Here is an 18340-nt window from a genome sequence, read left to right as displayed (position 1 = left end):
TTCACCTTTTTCTTAGTTTGCGATATTGATCGAACTTGTCGTCTGTGGTGCGCTTGGGTGGAATAAGGTGAATCTCTTCAGATAAATAGCCTTCTTTAGACAATATCAATTGTTGACGATGTTGATCTAGCTGATCTGTCAGAATCGTCTCTAGCATTGCTGCACAGTCATTTGAACTAATCTGTTTCCAGTTGCGAGTAATCGGCTTCCCAATCTGTAAAGAAGCTTGCAGACGAGCTTGTTGATACAGACCATAATGTAGCGTAACTGGAATCACAGCGGTCTCCGGTGGAGCTTGTCGCAATAGTAATCCAATCCCCGGACGAAATATCAATGGACGTGTCTCCAAATGACGAATTTCTCCTTGTGGGAACAACCATACTCGCTTGCTTTGTCCAAGCAATCCAGCAGCATAACGCATACTTTGCCGAACATCACTAGCACTTTCTTTTTCGATAGAAAATGCCCCTGCTTTGCGAAAAAAATCATATCGCTTTAATTGTCGTTCTTCCATCATCATATAATGATCACCGATTGAAGCGCGGTTATAAGCATGGTATACCAGTAGTCCATCCCACCACGAACTATGATTCATAATATAAATAATCGATTGCTGAGGTGGCAAAGCATCAAGCGAACCGGTCATGGTGAAGGAATGAAAATGACGCCGAATCAGATACCATTCGTTATACTTGCGAAATACCATTTGAAAAGAAGAAGATTTACCTGCGGGTATCATAACGGTAATTCCCTTCTGCCAAGACTATTCCGATCAATGTAGCGATCATCGAACCGCCAATACCAGCTTGCCAAGCCAGCAAACCAAATAACAACAACATCCCTTGATACAAAAAAGTCGCATGGCGCAAAATTCGTACCGTCAGTATCAATCGTGGTAACACCATCGATAACAGCCCACCTACAACAAACCATGCGACAAAATTACTCCACGGTACACCATAAAATCCGCCTGTTTCTGCCCAGTGCCAGAACCCACGTGCATGAGCTACCGGATCAAGCACAAGGTCTAGCAAAATAATCCAGATGCCTACTTTGCAAGCACGCAGTAATTGATAGCTACCTTTGCTTGATATCGCTGACTTATACGCAGATTGATGCTTGGAAGAGCTGCTTAACAGTACGCCTCCTGCGACAACACCTATCCATGCAAATCCTAGCGTCCATGGTACACCATATATAAGAGCGCCTAGAACCGATGTATACTCGTATTCTCCAAACGGCCAACCACTATGTACTCCAAGCCATTCTAATGCCATACCACCGAACCAGATGATCACGCCAGATACGATAAGGCGTGACCATAAAGGTCTGGTAGCATTACTGACTGACTGGTCGGACATTCCATTAAAAAGTTCTGCCCTATGAATTAAATAGAGCGCATATAATGCATAAAAGACGAGAAAAAGTCCATTTGAGAAATCCAATACTTTCGGTACGCCTACAGTTAATAATAAGACAGCTCCGATACTATACCAGATCCAAAATAACCATCCCATATTAAGAAACCACCGATCGCTTGAGCATATCTGTAGTAAATCCATGTCTCATCGCAATTCCGATTAACATATCACGCTTTTGTTCATCTGTAACATAAGCACGCTGAGTGAATACATCGTATTTATTTTCTACAATGACATCCATAATCCCCGCATAAAAAGTAGCTGCTAACTCTACAGTAAATGCGCTGGTCTGAGGATATGCAGCCAGATCGCCAAGACCTGTTGCAAACCACTGCTCTGCTAAAAAGCGCAGTTCATCCATCAACGCGCGAAAACGATCATCGATCACACCGGCTTCCAGTTCTTCTTCTGTATAATGATGTCGTTGCAACAATTCAAGCGGAATATAACGTCTACCCCGTCTGCCATCTTCTCCAATATCACGCATAATATTGACAATCTGCATTCCTTTGCCAAGTGCGATACCTGAATGACGAATCTCATCACTATGTTCACCTTTCAGTACAGGCAGTAACATCTCGCCGACTGTTCCGGCTACCAGATAACAATAATGCTCTAATTCGCGCATCGTGGAATAACGAGTAAATGTTAGGTCATACGTTTGACCGTCCATTTGACGACGAAACGGGTCTTTGGATAATCCCGGAAATTCACTAAATAACCAACGTAAAGAAGGCCAAATAAAGTGTCCTTCTGCTGATTCCAATCGGTTAAACAACGCTTGCAGTTCATGAATACTGTATAACGATTGTTCGGGTTCATCTACACTATCATCGATCATTCGACAAAAAGCATAAATCACATGAACTGCTTCTTTTTGCGGACTTGGGAGCCAGCTAAATGCGTAATAAAACGATGACGATCCATGACGAATCATTTCCTCACAATTTTGCAAATCAGCTTTTCGGATGGATTTCAAATTCCCAACTCCTTTAACATTTGATGTGCAGCCATCCTTGCTCCTTGCATAACAATCGGTACGCCGCCGCCTGGATGAACCGAAGCGCCTGCTGCATACAATCCTCGAATATGTGGAAAAGGCTTGGGCTGTGGACGATATACACCGGACTGTCCAATAACTGGAGCAATCCCAAAACTTCCGCCTCCATACAATCCGCTACGTAATGCATCTGCGGGTGTACGTACTTTGGTCCATTGGATCGAAGAACGAAGTTCCGGGAATCCACGACGTTCTGCTGCTTCTAATACATGTTCGACAAGACGAGGAGTATCTCTTTCCCAATCGATCCCTGCTTCATCTGTCACCGGAATCAAGAAGTACAATACACTTTGTCCATCTGCCGCCGCATCTGGATCTACCGCTACCGGATTAAATACGTAAAAAGCCGGATCTTCTGGCAATTGTCGCTGACTAAACGCCTGTCTAAGACTGTCATTTAGACTTGGTGGTAAAAAGAATTGATGGGTTAGCATATCATCCCATCTACGATTTGTTCCCGCATAAATCAGTACACAACCAGACGATGGTTGGTATGGTGTACGACGAGGTTTGGTGATTTCTTTATCCATTAGTGCTGAAATATTAGGGAAGTCTCCATTATATAAGACTGCATCGAAATGGTGTCGTTCTCCATCTACTTGTACACCCAGACAGACTCCATTCTGGATTTCTAGCTTTTCTACAGTGCGATTCAACTGAATCTCAATCCCGCGCTCTGCTAATTCTTGCGCCAAAATCTCAGGCAATCTGCCATATCCACCTTTGATCATCCATATGCCAAAAGCATGTTCAGCATAAGGAAGCATCGTATACAGTCCCGGTGATTTTTCAGGAATACCGCCAATATATAGACTTTGTAAAGAATATGCTTCACGCAACTGATCGTTTTTGAAATACAATCCAGCAGCGCTACTTAGATTGCGATAAGCACGAAGATTAAGCATTAACGATAAATTATCCGGTGTGAAAAAGTGTTTCCAGTTTGGAAAATCACGTTCTAGAAATGAAGCTTGTCCTCTGCTAAACAATGGACTCATTTCGCGCATAAAGCGACTAAAATTAGCTCCCTGTCCTGGAAAAACGCGTTCTACTTCTTCCGCTTGAATCTCGGACTTGCGGTGTTTGGTAAGTACTTTGCCATCTGGATAATGAACCCGATAAAGTGGATCACATTCAATCAATGGAATTTTGTCACGAGATACACCTGCTTCTTCCATAATACCATGAAGCATTTCAGGTAGCAGTACAATTGTTGGCCCTTGATCGATCCGTTCGTCACCTTCGTATTCAAAAGCAATACGACCGCCTACACGATTACTTTTCTCAAATATCGTTACATTCACACCTTGCTTACTCAGCAGTAAAGCCGTTGTTAAGCCTCCTATACCGCTCCCTACAATCGCTACACGACGCTTCATGAATGAGTAACCTCGGTCATCACTTGATCGGCATGAATCTCATCGGTAATCACGATGCCATCCTGCTTAAAGATCATACTGGTACTGATACGTGCAGATTCAAAAATAGTCGGTAATCCACTACCCGGATGGGTTCCTCCGCCTACTAGCCACACACCGTCTAATTCTTCAAAACGATTATGCGGACGGAAAGTCATCATCTGATCCAAATGATGCGTTAGATTAAAAGTAGCCCCTTGATATACATCTAACTGCTGTTCCCAATCGAGTGGTGTGAAAAAGCTCATTTCTTCGATCCGTTCGCGCAAGTTCGCGAGTTCTGGAATCATTTCTGCTCGGGATAACATCTGTTCTTTTACCTGCTCACGCTTCGCTTCCCAATCGGTCTCACCGGTTAAGTTCGGAGTTGGCATCAAAATATATAGTGATGATTTGCCAGCAGGAGCTAACGTTGGATCTAATACCGATGGATTATGCACATAGATCGATGGATCTTCAGACAACGTTTTTTGCTTCATAATTTCATCGACATTGCGGTGATAATCTTCCGAGAAATGAACGGAATGATGAGGTAAATCTACAGCTCCGTCCACACCTAGATAAAGCATAGCCGCAGAACAAGAATACTTTTTAGCTGCTAACTTATCTGGAGCATATTTATGCAATACACCGGGTGCAAATAACTGATTCATCGCTGTCGAAAAATCAGCATTGATCACGATATGATCTGCATATACAGTCTCTCCGTTGTCCAGTACAACCCCCTTGGCTGTACGTCCTTCGGTAATGACTTGCTTCACGCCTATACCTGTATGTACGTGACCTCCATGCTCAGAGATTACTTTAGCCATACTTTCGAATATAGCGTTTATGCCGCCTTTGGGATGAAAAAGTCCATAACGATGTTCTAAATACGACAATATCGTAAATGTACCCGGACAATCCCAAGCAGACATTCCTAAATATTTCGCTTGAAAAGCAAAAGACATTTTTAAGCGCTCGTCTTTGAAATATTTAGATAACCGTCCATATACCGTATCATTGAGATGAAGCTTCGGTAAAGCACGAAAAACATCTGCACGCATATAATCGGTCAGATTTGAAAAAGGTCTGCGTAATAGTGGCATTACTTTTTCCAGCTTCACATCTTCTTCTTCTAAATAACGATAATACCCTGCTTCATCACCGGGGAAAAGTGTGGCGATCTGCGCTGCCGTATCTTCTCGATCACGAGAAGGTTGGAATACTTTATCGCCAAAATGCAAGCTGTACATCGGTGTTAACTCTTGCATTTCTACGTAATCGTATAATGAACGCTTGGATACGCTGAATAACTCTTCAATTAAATGAGGCATCATTAAAAACGTAGCTCCGCGATCAAAACGATACTCCCCTAACTTCAATTGGGAAGAACGCCCTCCGACAACAGACTGCTTCTCGTACATATTGACTTCATATCCTTGACTAGCAAGTAACATCCCTGCTGCAAGACCACCCGGGCCTGCTCCAATAACAATTGCTTTTCGAGTTGAATGATTGGCTTTCATCACAGTCCCCTTTGCTAAAATGAATTTTATAAGTACGTAAAGTTATATGATTTCTTTTACTATAATTAATATATAAACTTCCGAACCCCTGTTTGCAACTCAACCTGCGTCAAAATTAATGTTTTGTTGTTAATGAATAGGTGGAAGTGTATGAATTGCGCTTTCGGAAGGGGATCAAAAGAGATGAATTCTTTTTCAAATAATCAATCACCGATTCATGCTGCACAGCGTAAATCACCCCGTCGATTTCGACGTTCCCATTGGGTGCGTTATGTCCTCGGACTACTGATCGTCTGGCTTATCGCCGTTATGATCTATCAGACGAACAAACCTTTACCTCCCGGTGTGTCCTATGAGAGTCCTATTTACACTGTCGATCATGTGAACTTTTATTATGATCTGACCTATCCTGCACCTGGAACAGGAGATCGATTTACACAAAAACGACAAATTTATGACAGAATACTTAAAATGATCGATTCCGCTCAACAATATGTGATTATTGATATATTCTTATTTAACGATTATGTACATAAAGGGCAAAAGTATCCTAAATTAAGTGAAGGGTTAGCGAACAAGCTTATTGAACGTAAAAAGCAGGTGCCTAATCTCCAAGTCGTATTTATTACAGATGAAGTAAATACGAATTATAATTCAGGCCCCAATGGCTTACTGGAAAAGCTTAAACAAAATGGAATAGATGTCGTGCTCACAGATGTCGATCCATTACGTGATTCTACTCCGGTATACTCTGCGATCTGGCGTACCTTTTTCCAATGGTTCGGACAAGCAGGTAAAGGATGGGTTCCTAATATGATGGCGACCGATGGCCCTGATGTTACATTCCGTTCTTATCTAAAACTGATTAATGTCAAAGCCAACCATCGTAAAGTTGTAGCTACCGAAAATAGTGCACTTGTCTCCACAGGTAATGTTCATGATGCCAGTGCGTATCACTCTAATGTTGCTTTTGAAGTGCAAGGGCCGATTATCGGTGATATTTTAAAATCAGAACAAGCGGTTATTGATCTATCTGGTAGTTCAGTGCAATTGCCTACGTATCAAGAACCTGCGAGTAACGCTACCAAACCTAAAGGAGAAATACAGCTTCGTTATATTACCGAAGGTAAAGTATTTGATCGCTTGCTTGAAGCAATTGCTGACACGAAGCAAGGCGATACACTCTGGATGGGAATGTTCTACTTAGCAGATAAAGATGTCACCAGCGAATTGATGGAAGCATCCAAACGCGGTGTCAAAATCCAACTGATTCTCGATCCCAATCAAAATGCATTTGGACAAGATAAAATTGGTATCCCGAACCGTCCTGTAGCTGCTGAACTCAAAAATGCTTCCAGTGGCAAAATCGATGTACGCTGGTATAACACCACTGATGAACAGTACCATACCAAAATGATGTATATCGATAAAGCATCAGGGAACGATCTGATTGTTGGCGGTTCATCTAACTTTACGCCGCGTAATCTCAAAGATTATAATCTGGAAAATGATTTCTGGATCTCTGCACCAGGCGATAATAAGTTAATGACCAGTGTGAACAAATACTTTACGATGCTCTGGAACAACAAAGGGGAAGAATATACTTTACCTTTGAGCGCTTATCAAGAAGATAGTACATGGCTTAAAGATATCGCTTATCGCTTACAATTAATTCTGGGATTCACTACCTTCTAATGAATTCTATCCTAAAGCGATCATCGGATAAGATGATCTATATATAGATAACTTACAATAGAACGATACTTCTTTGTTTACAAATCCTGTAGAAAAGAAAGTATCGTTCTTTTTGTGATACCTAAAGTTAAAAATATCGAAAAGGGTTTACAACTCTTTGGTTTCATTATACAATAACTCATATTTTAGTAAATTTCTGTATTCATACAAACACAAAAGGGAGAATGATTATGAAAAAAATAAGTTTATCTTTTCGTTTGATGCTAACTGTATTGCTAGTATTGGTATGTAGTGTAGGCGCATTTGCACCTCATCAAGCAAATGCTGCTACAACACGTACACCGGTTATTTTTGTGCATGGACTCGGGGGAACTGCTAGTAACTTTACCTACATAGAAAGCTATTTAAGCCGTCAAGGATGGTCTTCTAACGAACTATATGCGATTGAACTGCCTAGTAAAAGTGGTAATCAACTGCTAAATGCAGCAACGATCAGCCGTAAAGTTGACGAAGTGTTGGCTCAAACAGGTAGCCAGAAAGTAAACATTGTAGCGCATAGTATGGGCGGTGCTAACAGTCTGTATTATATTTTGAACAACGGTGGTCTGTCGAAAGTAGATAAATTAGTTACCATCGGTGGTGCTAATCGCTTAACAACTAATAGAGCACCTGATGGAATCAAAGTCACTTCAATCTATACGATCAATGATCAGATCGTAGCCAATCAATTGTCTATGTTAGATGGAGCCAACAATATTCGTGTGTTCGGTATGGCTCATATCGGATTATTGTACAGCCCTTCTGTTAGTGGTCTAATCAAAACAGCGCTAGAAGAATAATCGCACATATCAAAAAGCTGACCTTTCTATTTAAGGTCAGCTTTTTTTGATACAGTACAGTTGTTATTGATCATTATTCATTTGAAAAGGAAGCGACGGTGAGATAAATAGAGCCATATCCTGCGACACAGCAGATACTATTGTATATTCCCCTTTTACAACATCGGAGAAATAAGACGTGCTGCCGATTCCACCAGACGTTGCATGACTTTACGACGGGCAAAACGATCTTGAATAATTAAGCTTGCAGAATTCAGATCACGTTCAAAATCTCCTACCATCTGATGTACACTTTCCGTCTCTACCAGTAAAGCATTCACTTCAAAATTCAGATGAAAACTACGCATATCCATATTCGCTGTTCCAATCGTGGCAATTTCGCCATCTACAATAAGCAATTTGGAATGTAAAAATCCTTTTTCATATTCATAAATACGGACACCTGCTTCAAGCAACGTTACAAAATACGAATGAGACGCATAAAAAGGAAGTCGTTTATCCGGCTTACCCGGGAAAAGAATACGTACATCTAATCCCGATAAAGCCGCCATTCGCAGTGCTGTCAGTATACTTTCATCCGGGATAAAATATGGAGTCGCTAACCAGACCGATTGTTTCGCCGAGGTAATCATTGAGAAAAAGACATGTTTGAGTACACGTAGATCATTATCCGGCCCACTTGCAATCATCTGCACTGCTCCATGTTGAGAAGCGATCAACCGCGGAGAAAAGTATACTTGATCGAGACACGTCTCTCCTGTCACATGCAACCAATCTTGTAAAAAGATAATCTGCAATGTGCGTACCCCTTCGCCTTTGATCTGCATATGAGTATCACGCCAGAATCCATAGGTCTGACTGCGACTCAAATATTCATCGCCTACATTGAGCCCACCTATAAAGCCAATATTGCCATCAATCACGACAATTTTGCGATGATTACGATAATTCACCTGACTGGATAATAGTAAAATACGCGCTTCGCCAAATATACCTACCTGCACTCCTGCTTCTCTCATCTCTTGTAGAAATAAACGGGGTAACTGCATACTTCCGACAGCATCTACCATAAAGCGAACTTCTATACCTGCTTGCGCTTTTTCGATTAAGATCTGTTGAATCCGGGTACCGATATCATCTGCACGATAAATATAATATTCCATATGAATATGATGTTCAGCTTCTTCTAGCGCTTCTAACAGGGCAGTAAATGTCTGTCCACCATTGGTCAAAATAGTCGTCTCGGTCGCTTGTGAGACAGGGGTAACAGCCAATCGTTGAGACAATTGTAGTAATCGCTGATGATCTTCGCGCAACGAAGACAGATCCAGTGCTGTTAGCATGCCTGCATTTTCAATCATCTGATACACTTGCCGATCTCGCTTGGCTTTCTTCTCATACTTGTGACGTTTAAATACATTTTGTCCAAACCAGAAGTAAAAAAAGACACCTACTACCGGCAACAAAGCCAACAGCAAAATCCATGCCATTGTGACCGCAGGCTGACGATTATCTATAAAAATAATAAATCCGATTGAGATGACGCTGAGTGTTGAAAATATACTAATAATCGTGCCTGTAGTTGGACCCAGTAGATCAAATCCTACATAATACAGACCAAATAACATAACGATAATTAATACCCCTAGCACGCTTTTACGCAATATCATCAACTCCTGTCTGTCTCTTCAAAGTATGTACGTAACTCCAGCACAGTATGTCGCATAACTTCGCTATAACTATATCCTTCTTGCACAAAAATAACACCTTTATTCCTCTGTCTTGACAAACATTCTGTAAAAGACAATAATATTACCTAACGACCGTTAGGAAGGTGTCTATATGACAACAAAGCCACAGTTATTAACGATAGCTCTTTCTCAGTTTGCACAACATGGATATGAAGGAACGTCTTTGGCTGATATTGCTAGTGAAGCAGGGATCAAAAAACCTTCGATCTATGCTCATTTTAAAAGTAAAGAAGATTTATTTCTGCATGTACTTCGTCAGACCTTACGTGAATTTAAGCGACGAATTATTCGTTATATGATTCGTCATGTGCATATTCCATTACAAGAGCGTTTGTATCAATTGATCGTATTTTTACAACAACAGTATTCAGATGATGCCATCATCAAATTCGTGATGCGAATGTGTTTTTTTCCACATATGGCTTCGGAAAAAGAAATTATCCCTCTGGTGTACGCTTTGATCGATGATTTGGAAGCAAGACTGTTGCGATTATTAGATGTGCATGTAGATCAGTATGATCTGCTGTTAGTTGTACCTACCATTGAAGCGGCAAAAGGATACATGACCGTAGTCGATGGAGTCATGATCGATATGTTGTACAGTGAACCTTCTCGATCGGTACAACGGTTACAGGTGATTTTCCCTATTTACTGGCGCGGGGTCACTCTCTCGGCGACCACAACTTGATTGAAATTGCTTAACGAGCAACAAAGGAGATTAGACTGATTATGAATCGCAATTGGTTATACGTATTAATAGGAGGATGTATCGAAGTCGTCTGGGTATCTGGACTAAAACACGCTGCAACTCCGCTGGAATGGCTACTCACTGCAATAGGGATAGCAATCAGCTTTTATCTTATTATCAAAGCTTCTACTCGCTTACCTGTAGGGACAGTCTATGCAGTCTTTACTGGAATCGGCACAGCCGGAACGGTCGCTGCTGAAATGATTATTTTCGGTGAACCTTTTCACTGGCTTAAAGTAATACTGATTCTTGTATTGATGATCGGTGTAGCGGGATTGAAATTAGTAACTGATAATGGCACCGACGATGAAGCTCAGTCTGCTACAGCGAAAGCAGGTGAAGCATAATGTCTTGGATAGCACTTGTTATGGCTGGTGGATTTGAAGTGGTTGGTGTAATTATGATGAACCGTATTGTTCGCCAGAAGTCCTTGCTAAATTATCTTTTGATGATTTTGACATTTGCAGGGAGCTTCTCTTGTCTAACGATTGCCATGAACGGTATTCCGATGGGAACTGCTTATGCCATCTGGACAGGAATCGGTACAGTCGGTGGTACATTAGTCGGTATGTTTATGTACGGCGAAGCCAAAAGTGGACTACGCATTTTATTTATCGCAATGATTATTGCATCAGCTATTGGACTTAAATTGATTGCGTAAGAGGTGAATCGTACTTGATAACAACAGTTACGTTGAATACAGCGCTAGATATTATTTATCGTGCTCCTGCTTTTCATATAGATCAGGTGCATCGCTTACCAGGGATTACGGTTCCTGGTGGCAAAGGAATCAATGCTGCGCGCGTGATCCATACTCTGGGTGAATCGGTTACAGCAACAGGCTTTATGGCAGGCTACAATGGACAGAAAATGCAATCTCTATTGCAACAAGAAGGCGTACACTGTGAATTTATCGAAGTACAAGGAGAAACAAGGCTAGCTATCACTGTACTGGATCAACAGCACAGCACACAGACTGAATTGATCGAGCAAGCTTCTTCCTATGTAACGTCTGAATCGTTGCTTCTTTTGGAACAGCAGATTGCACAAGTAGCTAGTACGTCAGCATGGGTATTATTTTCCGGTAGTATTCCTGAAGGTTGCCCTGCTGATCTGTATGCGACACTGATAGAGATTGCCAAAGCCAAAGGTGCCAAAACAGCACTGGATGCAAGTGGAGACGCGCTACGTTACGGATTACAAGCTGCTCCTGATCTGGTGAAGCCTAATGAAGATGAAGCTGGTGCATGGGCTGGTATCCCTTACGCTGATCACTATTCGGATCAGACATTAGATGATGTATTAACCGCTATGCTTGATCATGGTGTTCCGATGGCTACGATCTCTTTAGGCAAACATGGAGCGATAGCAGCTCAAGGTTCGGCACGTTATCGATTGCATGTGCCACAGCTAGATATTGTCAGTGCTCTTGGAAGCGGAGATGCCATGGCAGCAGGCATGGTAACAGCCGCTTATCGTGGTGGTGATCTTGCAGAAATGCTTCGATATGGCGCTGCTTGTGGTAGTGCTTGTGCACTTCAACCGATTGCTGGCAAAGTAGATCTACACGACGTACAACATATACTTCAGCAAATAAAAATAACCCCTGAGTCATAATGTACTCAGGGGATTTTGGTGTGCGAACCGAATCGAACATCCATATAAATTTGACCTGTATCTCCATCGCTTACCACAAAATTAATTTCTTGTGGTACTAATTCCTTTAACGCATACTGACGCGCCCAATCGAGCGATGGAAATTCCGCTTTTCTGTCTACTGCTTTTACGACAATACATTGTTTGAGGCAATGGTATTTATTCAAGGCAGTAAACCTCCCTTACCAATCATTAGACTGAAATGACTGATTTGACACACAGAATTGGAAAAAAATTCTTATTATTTTATAACATAAAAGGAAATCCCTATTTCAGATTATTCTTGTCATGAAATAGGGATTTCCTTTTATGCTAGGCGTGTCACAATGTGCTGAAGTTCTTTTAGATCATTTTGTAAATACGTCGGTAACATCTGAGCCCATTCGCGATACAACGGACTGCAAGTGGTTTTACCAAGTTCAGCGCAGAATGAAGGAACCCACGGAATTAAATAATGTTCCAAAAATTCGATCTGCATTTGGGCAATCATTTTACGGTTAGATGAATGCATATCTGTCTCGGCAGAGCGTTCAGCTAATAAAGCCATAAATTCTAATTCAATACCGATATGATCATCTGTTTCATGATCCATTTTTTTGAAAGCAATGCCTGCACGAGCATATACTGCATTAACAACAGCTTCATAAGCAGTACGCCCTTGCTCATTCGTTACATAATACGACGCTTGAGGTGGATAATTCACCTGTTGATCTTGCTCGAACAACTGGCTATATTCTGCACATTCTTGACGAGCATATTGCATAATATCATGTAGCTTTGTATTTTCCAGTGTATTCAGCAAAGCATAATCATTTGTAAATAGACGGTTGATTTTGGAAGCTTCTTTTTTCCATTCGATTAACTTGGATAAGGTAGGTTTGCGTTCTAACATTTCACTAAGCAGACGATACGTCATTACACGACTGTATAACCATTCTTGGCGAGATTGATGCGTTTCCGGTTCTGTATACATAGTCATCTTACATCACTCCTTGTGATAATATTCACATATTTAAATAATTGAATTCCGACATCAAAGGTTTGAAGCAATATATAGGTTTGATCGTTAGTAAACGTATACGTTGTGGTTCATCATTTGACTTGTTGATCTGTCTTTATTGTACTCTATTTTCTACGCATTAGGGGCAATTTACGTATACGTTCATAAAATAGTCATGTTTGTCACGCTTTCAAAAGGACTTATGCCACAGACTGGCTACAATAAAGAAGGATATTGCTTCAAAATTTGCAAAACCTGCTCATACGACTGCGGATCATTCATATTATACAAGCTATACTCCGATATACTTTGAAAAGAAGAGTGTAACGTGCTCTCGGGTTGATATAATGATTCGATCTCTACGTATTGTACCTGTTGCTGATCTAACCAATCTCGTACACGTAATTGATTGTGTTCTAATGCTAATTGAAGTGATGGCAATACACTTTGATGATAGACAGCATACAGTGGATGAATACGTCCAGCTTGCATCGGAATAATCGCCTGCACACCTTCGGTATTGGTTTGCGCTATCAGATGTTGCATAAGTAAAGTACTGGCAAAAGGCAGATCACAAGCACTGACTACATACCACTCGCTTCTAATCTGTGATAACGCTGTATGTAGACCGGCAAGCGGGCCTTGTCCGGGGTAAATATCAGGTACGCTCGGAATACGCAAAAATGAATAATCTGCTGTAGGATTACCTGCGATCCATAATGACGAAGTAACCGGTTGTAACGCTTGGGCTACACGTTCAATAATGGTATGATCAGCAATAAATAATAATGCTTTATTTTGACCCATACGGCTAGACTGACCACCTGCTAAAATAATACCTGTATATTTAAAAGTGGATAGCATCATGAATTATCCTTTCTACTCCAAAAATAAACAAAATTGGTTTGTATCCCTTTTCAACACATGCTACAGTGAATGAAATGTCCGATGAAAGGATTGGCTGGCTTTGCATCCGAATATAAACAACACTACTTTTACACCATTACGATGGTTTACCTTTTTTATATATGGAACACTGGTTATTTTTACGAGCTTTTTTCAATTATACCTGCAAGATATCGGAATGAGCCAGAGTGAGATTGGTGCTTTGATGGCGATTGGCCCACTAATCTCATTAATTGCTAATCCATTTTGGGGATTTTATGGTGATCGTCTACAAAATGTACGATTTGTACTACTGATTATGATGCTAGGTACGTTGCTGATGGTTCAGCTTGTTTTTCATGTGCACAATTATACGATTATTTATATTGTGATGACGGTATTTTTCTTTTTCCAGACACCGATGCTGGCACAAAGTAATACACTTATTCTTAGTTATATTGATGGTACACCCAAAAAGTTTGGCGGTTTTCGTTTATACGGTTCACTAGGTTGGGCATTAACGGCTGTTGCCGCAGGCCCTGTTATTGATCGATTAGGCGTATCCCAAATCGGTACGGTGTTTACAGTGCTGCTTCTTATTGCAATCGGTATCATTTTGTTATTGCCACCACAGAACAAGTTACCGGGTGGATCAGCAACGATGAATCGCTATGCGATGAAGAAATTACTCGGTAATTTATATTTTGTCGGCTTTATTGTATTTGGTATTCTGGTTGCGATTCCCAATGCGATGAACAGTACGTTTGTATCGCTGTATATCGTTGAACTCGGTGGAACCAAATCGATGGTCGGCTGGGCGGTGTTTGCTTCTTCTATTTTTGAAGCGGCTTTGTTTTTGTTATTTGATCGGTATTTGAAGCGTAATATTTCATTTATGATCGGTTGGTTAGCGATTGTAAGTCTGCTGTTCACGTTACGCTGGTTTTTGATGGCGGAAGCAACCAGCCCGTGGGAAATTATCGCGATTCAATTACTTCATGCGGTGACATTTGGTGGTTATTTCTATGTCGGTACACAGCTTACGATGATGTTTGTTCCCAAAGCATTCCGTAGCTCAGGGCAAGCGATCTATACGATGACATGGAGCGGTGTCTCCGGTGTAATTGCAGGTTTTCTCGGTGGATGGTTATTTCAGAACTTCGGTTCAGAACAAATGTATCTAGCCGGTGTAGCTCTTTCCTTTGTCGGAGCGATCGGATTCGCATCGATGTGGCTCAATGTGAAGCGCACGCAATACCGGATGGATGAAGAAGACGAACAGTATTAAAGCCGTTGATAAGCTTGAATAGGTTATACAATATCTATGCATGATATCAACGTTATCTTTTGCACCATATCCAATACTCTACAGTTTGATAATAGATCAAATAAAAACCGCCCTTCTCACTAATTGAGAACAGGCGGTTTTTTGATACTATTTATTCTTATTTGATTTGTTATAGAGGTAGATCACTCTTATGCTTTTGGCAATTTGAAAGAACTCTTCATTGATACAACAAGGTTAAAGACCGGATCACCTGGCATGGTGTATTTCGGATCAGCACTGAAATAACCATGACGGAAAAATTGATAGCGGTCATACGCTTTGGAATCTTTCAAACCAGGTTCTACAAATCCATGCACCACTTCAAGTGATTTTGGATTCAAATAATCCAAAAACGTTTTTTCAGTAGTTTCTTCGTTCTCATCGGTTAATTCTGCGTCTGCTTCTTCCGCTGTAATCAATGGCTCATACAGACGGAATTCCGCTGGAACTGCTTGGCTTGCTTCCACCCAGTGAATCGTTCCTTTAACTTTACGTCCGGTAAATCCGCTACCGCTTTTCGTTTCTACATCATACGTACAATGAATTTCTGTGACGTTGCCTTCTTCATCTTTGATGACATCATTACATTTGATAAAGTAAGCATGTTTCAAGCGAACTTCATTGCCCGGGAATAGACGGAAATATTTATTCGGTGGATTTTCCATAAAGTCATCTTGCTCGATATAAATTTCACGTGAAAATGGAATTTGGCGAATACCCATTTCTTCATTTTCAGTGTTATTTTCAGCATCTAACATTTCTACTTGTCCTTCAGGGTAGTTGGTAATTACCACTTTAAGTGGACGCAAAATACCCATTGTACGAGGCACACGCAATTTCAAGTCTTCACGTACAAAATGATCTAGTGTTTGTAGATCAACAACGCCTTGACTCTTAGAAATACCTGTCTCGTAGACAAAAGCACGAATACCTTCCGGTGTATATCCACGACGACGTAATCCTGAGATTGTCGGCATACGAGGATCATCCCAACCATCCACAATATTTTCATCGACCAGTTGCTTCAGCTTACGTTTACTTGTTAACGTCTGTGCTAAGTTCAAGCGACCAAATTCATATTGATGAGGTTCTGCTTCCACTTCACATTCACGAATCACCCAATCATAAAACGGGCGTTGATCTTCAAATTCAATCGAACAAAGCGAATGTGTAACATGTTCTATCGCATCTTCTAATGGATGAGCAAAAGTATACATTGGATAAATGCACCATTTGTCACCTGTATTATGATGCTCTAGATGAGCAATACGGTAGATTACCGGATCACGTAAATTGATATTCGGTGAAGCCATATCAATCTTCGCACGCAATACACGTTCACCATTACCGAACTCACCTGCACGCATACGGCGGAATAAATCCAAGTTTTCTTCAATACTACGTTCACGATACGGGCTGTTAGTACCCGGCTCGGTTAATGTTCCACGCATTTCACGAATTTGATCAGCCGATTGATCATCAACATAAGCCAATCCTTTTTGTATTAACAATTCTGCTTTTTCATACATCGTATCGAAATAATCGGAAGCAAAATATTTGCCTGTCCATTCATAACCTAACCATTTTACATCTTCTTCGATCGATTTTACGTATTCTACATCTTCTTTTGCCGGATTCGTATCATCAAAGCGTAAGTTCGTACTACCACCGAACTCTTTCGCAAGTTCAAAGTTAATCCAGATGGCTTTGGCATGACCAATATGGAGATAACCGTTAGGCTCTGGTGGGAAACGGGTAACGACCTTATTAACTTTACCGGACTGTAGGTCTTCCGCAATTACTGTTTTTATAAAATTAGGCGGGGTATTTGTATGCTCCACGTCAATCAACCTTTCATCGTTCAGTTTGTTTTACAGGAATAATCCAATACTTCCATTATAACTGTTCTGGCAAGTTAGACAAGGATATGACGATTTAGATAGAGACCTTTGTCCTGTTCTAACAACCGTATTTTTGATGCTAAATGGCTTTGACGCTAGAGGTTGAATACGGTAGCATGTAGTATAAACGTGTACAAAGGAGTAATGAAGCATGAAACCATTGACACTACCGAAAGAACAGCGTGAACATATGATTGCGCAAATCCAGCACTTTTTTGAAATCGAACGTGGCGAAAGCATAGGCGATTTGGCGGCTGATTCGGTACTTGATTTCTTTTTGCAGTCGGCAGGGCCTCTTATTTATAATCAAGCTTTAGCGGATTGTCGTACCACGTTAAATGAACGTATGGCTGGACTGGAAGAAGATATTTATGCTTTGGAACAACACCCTCCTCTTCGTCCGCGTCGTTAAATCATGAACTACTCTAATCTACACATCTTATCCGGTCCACTTCATTTCATATTCGATTAAGAAAGAGGGTATACTTTGATGTTTACATATAAATTGGATGAAGAAATCGAATTAAGGCCACTTGAACCCAGTCATGCTCGTCCTATTTATCAGTTGATCGATCAATCCCGTTCTTCATTACGTCAATGGTTAGCCTGGGTAGACGCGACCAACTCGGTAGCTGCTAGTGAAGAATATGTGCGTTCTTCGATGACCCAAGCGCTGGAAAATGGCGCTTTTAACGCGGGTATCTGGTATAAAGGTCAATTGGCGGGTATTATCGGATTTCATGAGATCAATTGGAATCATCGTTCGGTCGGTATCGGATACTGGCTCGGTTCTAATTATGAAGGCAAAGGACTGGTAACTTCTGCTCTTCGTGTATTTATCGACTACGCACTGATTGAACTGAATCTGCATCGGGTTGAGATTCGCTGTGCTACCGGTAATCATCGCAGTCGCGCTGTTCCTCAGCGTCTGGGCTTTATTTTAGAAGGCATTATTCGGGAAGCTGAATTGTTACCGATTGGTTATGTAGATCATGCTGTATACGGAATGCTTCAACAAGAATGGAAATTAAAACGATAATCTAGCTGATCTTTTTTTGCGCAAAATAGAATAGATCATCTAACTACAAAAAGCTACTTCCGCTCTGCATATTGCAGGTGAAGTAGCTTTTT

The 18340-nt window shown here is 41.0% G+C and carries 19 protein-coding genes; 9 read left to right on the top strand and 10 right to left on the bottom strand.

Going from position 1 to position 18340, the window contains the following annotated elements; genetic code table 11:
- Position 1: 1 nt before the first annotated feature.
- From ACFSGI_RS21595 to ACFSGI_RS21575, 5 genes are read right to left on the bottom strand one after another with little or no spacing between them, the layout of a single operon-like run.
- Complete coding sequence (locus ACFSGI_RS21595; RefSeq protein ID WP_204826259.1) at positions 2 to 739, bottom strand: lysophospholipid acyltransferase family protein; 738 nt, start codon at positions 737 to 739, stop codon at positions 2 to 4.
- The gene (locus tag ACFSGI_RS21590; protein ID WP_204826258.1) at positions 723 to 1517 is read right to left on the bottom strand and encodes a carotenoid biosynthesis protein; all 795 of its coding nucleotides are present in this window, start codon (positions 1515 to 1517) and stop codon (positions 723 to 725) included. The genes ACFSGI_RS21595 and ACFSGI_RS21590 overlap by 17 nt, the downstream gene beginning before the upstream one ends.
- Before the next feature lies 1 nt (position 1518).
- Positions 1519 to 2400: a phytoene/squalene synthase family protein gene (locus tag ACFSGI_RS21585; protein ID WP_379284353.1), complete on the bottom strand. Its 882-nt coding sequence runs from the start codon at positions 2398 to 2400 to the stop codon at positions 1519 to 1521.
- Positions 2397 to 3860: a phytoene desaturase family protein gene (locus ACFSGI_RS21580; protein ID WP_204826257.1), complete on the bottom strand. Its 1464-nt coding sequence runs from the start codon at positions 3858 to 3860 to the stop codon at positions 2397 to 2399. Before ACFSGI_RS21580 ends, ACFSGI_RS21585 begins: the two co-directional genes overlap by 4 nt.
- Positions 3857 to 5407, bottom strand: coding sequence for a phytoene desaturase family protein (locus tag ACFSGI_RS21575; protein WP_204826256.1), 1551 nt, complete (start codon positions 5405 to 5407; stop codon positions 3857 to 3859). The genes ACFSGI_RS21580 and ACFSGI_RS21575 overlap by 4 nt, the downstream gene beginning before the upstream one ends.
- Positions 5408 to 5590: 183 nt before the next feature.
- Here ACFSGI_RS21575 and ACFSGI_RS21570 point away from each other — a divergent pair, with 183 nt between their 5' ends.
- The gene (locus tag ACFSGI_RS21570) at positions 5591 to 7102 is read left to right on the top strand and encodes a phospholipase D family protein (RefSeq protein WP_204826255.1); all 1512 of its coding nucleotides are present in this window, start codon (positions 5591 to 5593) and stop codon (positions 7100 to 7102) included.
- A gap of 230 nt (positions 7103 to 7332) precedes the next feature.
- Entirely contained in the window at positions 7333 to 7941 is a 609-nt protein-coding gene (locus ACFSGI_RS21565; RefSeq protein ID WP_204826254.1) for an esterase/lipase family protein, read from the top strand.
- Positions 7942 to 8096: 155 nt separating this feature from the next.
- Here ACFSGI_RS21565 and cls read toward each other — a convergent pair whose 3' ends face one another.
- Complete coding sequence (gene cls / locus ACFSGI_RS21560; protein ID WP_204826253.1) at positions 8097 to 9605, bottom strand: cardiolipin synthase; 1509 nt, start codon at positions 9603 to 9605, stop codon at positions 8097 to 8099.
- 178 nt (positions 9606 to 9783) lie between these two features.
- On the opposite strand from cls, the gene ACFSGI_RS21555 reads away from it, so the two are divergent.
- The 4 genes from ACFSGI_RS21555 to ACFSGI_RS21540 are packed head-to-tail and all read left to right on the top strand — an operon-like array spanning position 9784 to position 12057.
- On the top strand, positions 9784 to 10380 hold the full coding sequence (locus tag ACFSGI_RS21555) for a TetR/AcrR family transcriptional regulator (protein WP_204826252.1): 597 nt from the start codon (positions 9784 to 9786) through the stop codon (positions 10378 to 10380).
- Between the two features lie 41 nt (positions 10381 to 10421).
- Positions 10422 to 10787: a DMT family transporter gene (locus ACFSGI_RS21550; protein WP_204826251.1), complete on the top strand. Its 366-nt coding sequence runs from the start codon at positions 10422 to 10424 to the stop codon at positions 10785 to 10787.
- On the top strand, positions 10787 to 11101 hold the full coding sequence (locus tag ACFSGI_RS21545; protein WP_204826250.1) for a DMT family transporter: 315 nt from the start codon (positions 10787 to 10789) through the stop codon (positions 11099 to 11101). Before ACFSGI_RS21550 ends, ACFSGI_RS21545 begins: the two co-directional genes overlap by 1 nt.
- A gap of 14 nt (positions 11102 to 11115) precedes the next feature.
- On the top strand, positions 11116 to 12057 hold the full coding sequence (locus tag ACFSGI_RS21540) for a 1-phosphofructokinase family hexose kinase (protein ID WP_204826249.1): 942 nt from the start codon (positions 11116 to 11118) through the stop codon (positions 12055 to 12057).
- Positions 12058 to 12062: 5 nt separating this feature from the next.
- On the opposite strand, the gene ACFSGI_RS21535 is transcribed toward ACFSGI_RS21540, so the two are convergent.
- The 3 genes from ACFSGI_RS21535 to mobA all read right to left on the bottom strand — a co-directional run bounded on the left by ACFSGI_RS21535 (position 12063) and on the right by mobA (position 13960).
- Positions 12063 to 12263 carry a hypothetical protein gene (locus tag ACFSGI_RS21535; protein ID WP_204826248.1) on the bottom strand — a complete coding sequence of 67 codons (201 nt, stop codon included), beginning with the start codon at positions 12261 to 12263 and terminating at the stop codon, positions 12063 to 12065.
- A 140-nt stretch (positions 12264 to 12403) separates the two neighbouring features.
- Positions 12404 to 13075, bottom strand: coding sequence for a TorD/DmsD family molecular chaperone (locus ACFSGI_RS21530; protein ID WP_204826247.1), 672 nt, complete (start codon positions 13073 to 13075; stop codon positions 12404 to 12406).
- A 237-nt stretch (positions 13076 to 13312) separates the two neighbouring features.
- Complete coding sequence (gene mobA, locus ACFSGI_RS21525) at positions 13313 to 13960, bottom strand: molybdenum cofactor guanylyltransferase (RefSeq protein ID WP_204826246.1); 648 nt, start codon at positions 13958 to 13960, stop codon at positions 13313 to 13315.
- A gap of 103 nt (positions 13961 to 14063) precedes the next feature.
- Between mobA and ACFSGI_RS21520 the strand changes: the two genes are divergently transcribed.
- Positions 14064 to 15269 (top strand): MFS transporter, encoded by a 1206-nt coding sequence (locus ACFSGI_RS21520; RefSeq protein ID WP_204826245.1) that lies wholly within the window; start codon positions 14064 to 14066, stop codon positions 15267 to 15269.
- Positions 15270 to 15457: 188 nt separating this feature from the next.
- Here the strand turns inward: ACFSGI_RS21520 and ACFSGI_RS21515 are convergent, their stop codons facing one another.
- Positions 15458 to 17149 (bottom strand): glutamine--tRNA ligase/YqeY domain fusion protein, encoded by a 1692-nt coding sequence (locus ACFSGI_RS21515; RefSeq protein WP_204826244.1) that lies wholly within the window; start codon positions 17147 to 17149, stop codon positions 15458 to 15460.
- A 211-nt stretch (positions 17150 to 17360) separates the two neighbouring features.
- On the opposite strand from ACFSGI_RS21515, the gene ACFSGI_RS21510 reads away from it, so the two are divergent.
- Both ACFSGI_RS21510 and ACFSGI_RS21505 read left to right on the top strand, forming a co-directional pair.
- Positions 17361 to 17621, top strand: a complete 261-nt coding sequence (locus ACFSGI_RS21510) for a DUF2164 domain-containing protein (RefSeq protein ID WP_204826243.1) — start codon at positions 17361 to 17363, stop codon at positions 17619 to 17621.
- A 78-nt stretch (positions 17622 to 17699) separates the two neighbouring features.
- Entirely contained in the window at positions 17700 to 18248 is a 549-nt protein-coding gene (locus ACFSGI_RS21505) for a GNAT family N-acetyltransferase (RefSeq protein ID WP_204826242.1), read from the top strand.
- Positions 18249 to 18340 lie beyond the last annotated feature (92 nt).

The sequence above is a fragment of the Paenibacillus nicotianae genome (assembly GCF_042681745.1).
In the GTDB taxonomy this organism is placed as follows: Bacteria; Bacillota; Bacilli; order Paenibacillales; family Paenibacillaceae; genus Saccharibacillus; species Saccharibacillus nicotianae.
Note: the sequence above shows the minus strand (reverse complement) of the source record. Positions and strands in the feature narration are given on the sequence as shown.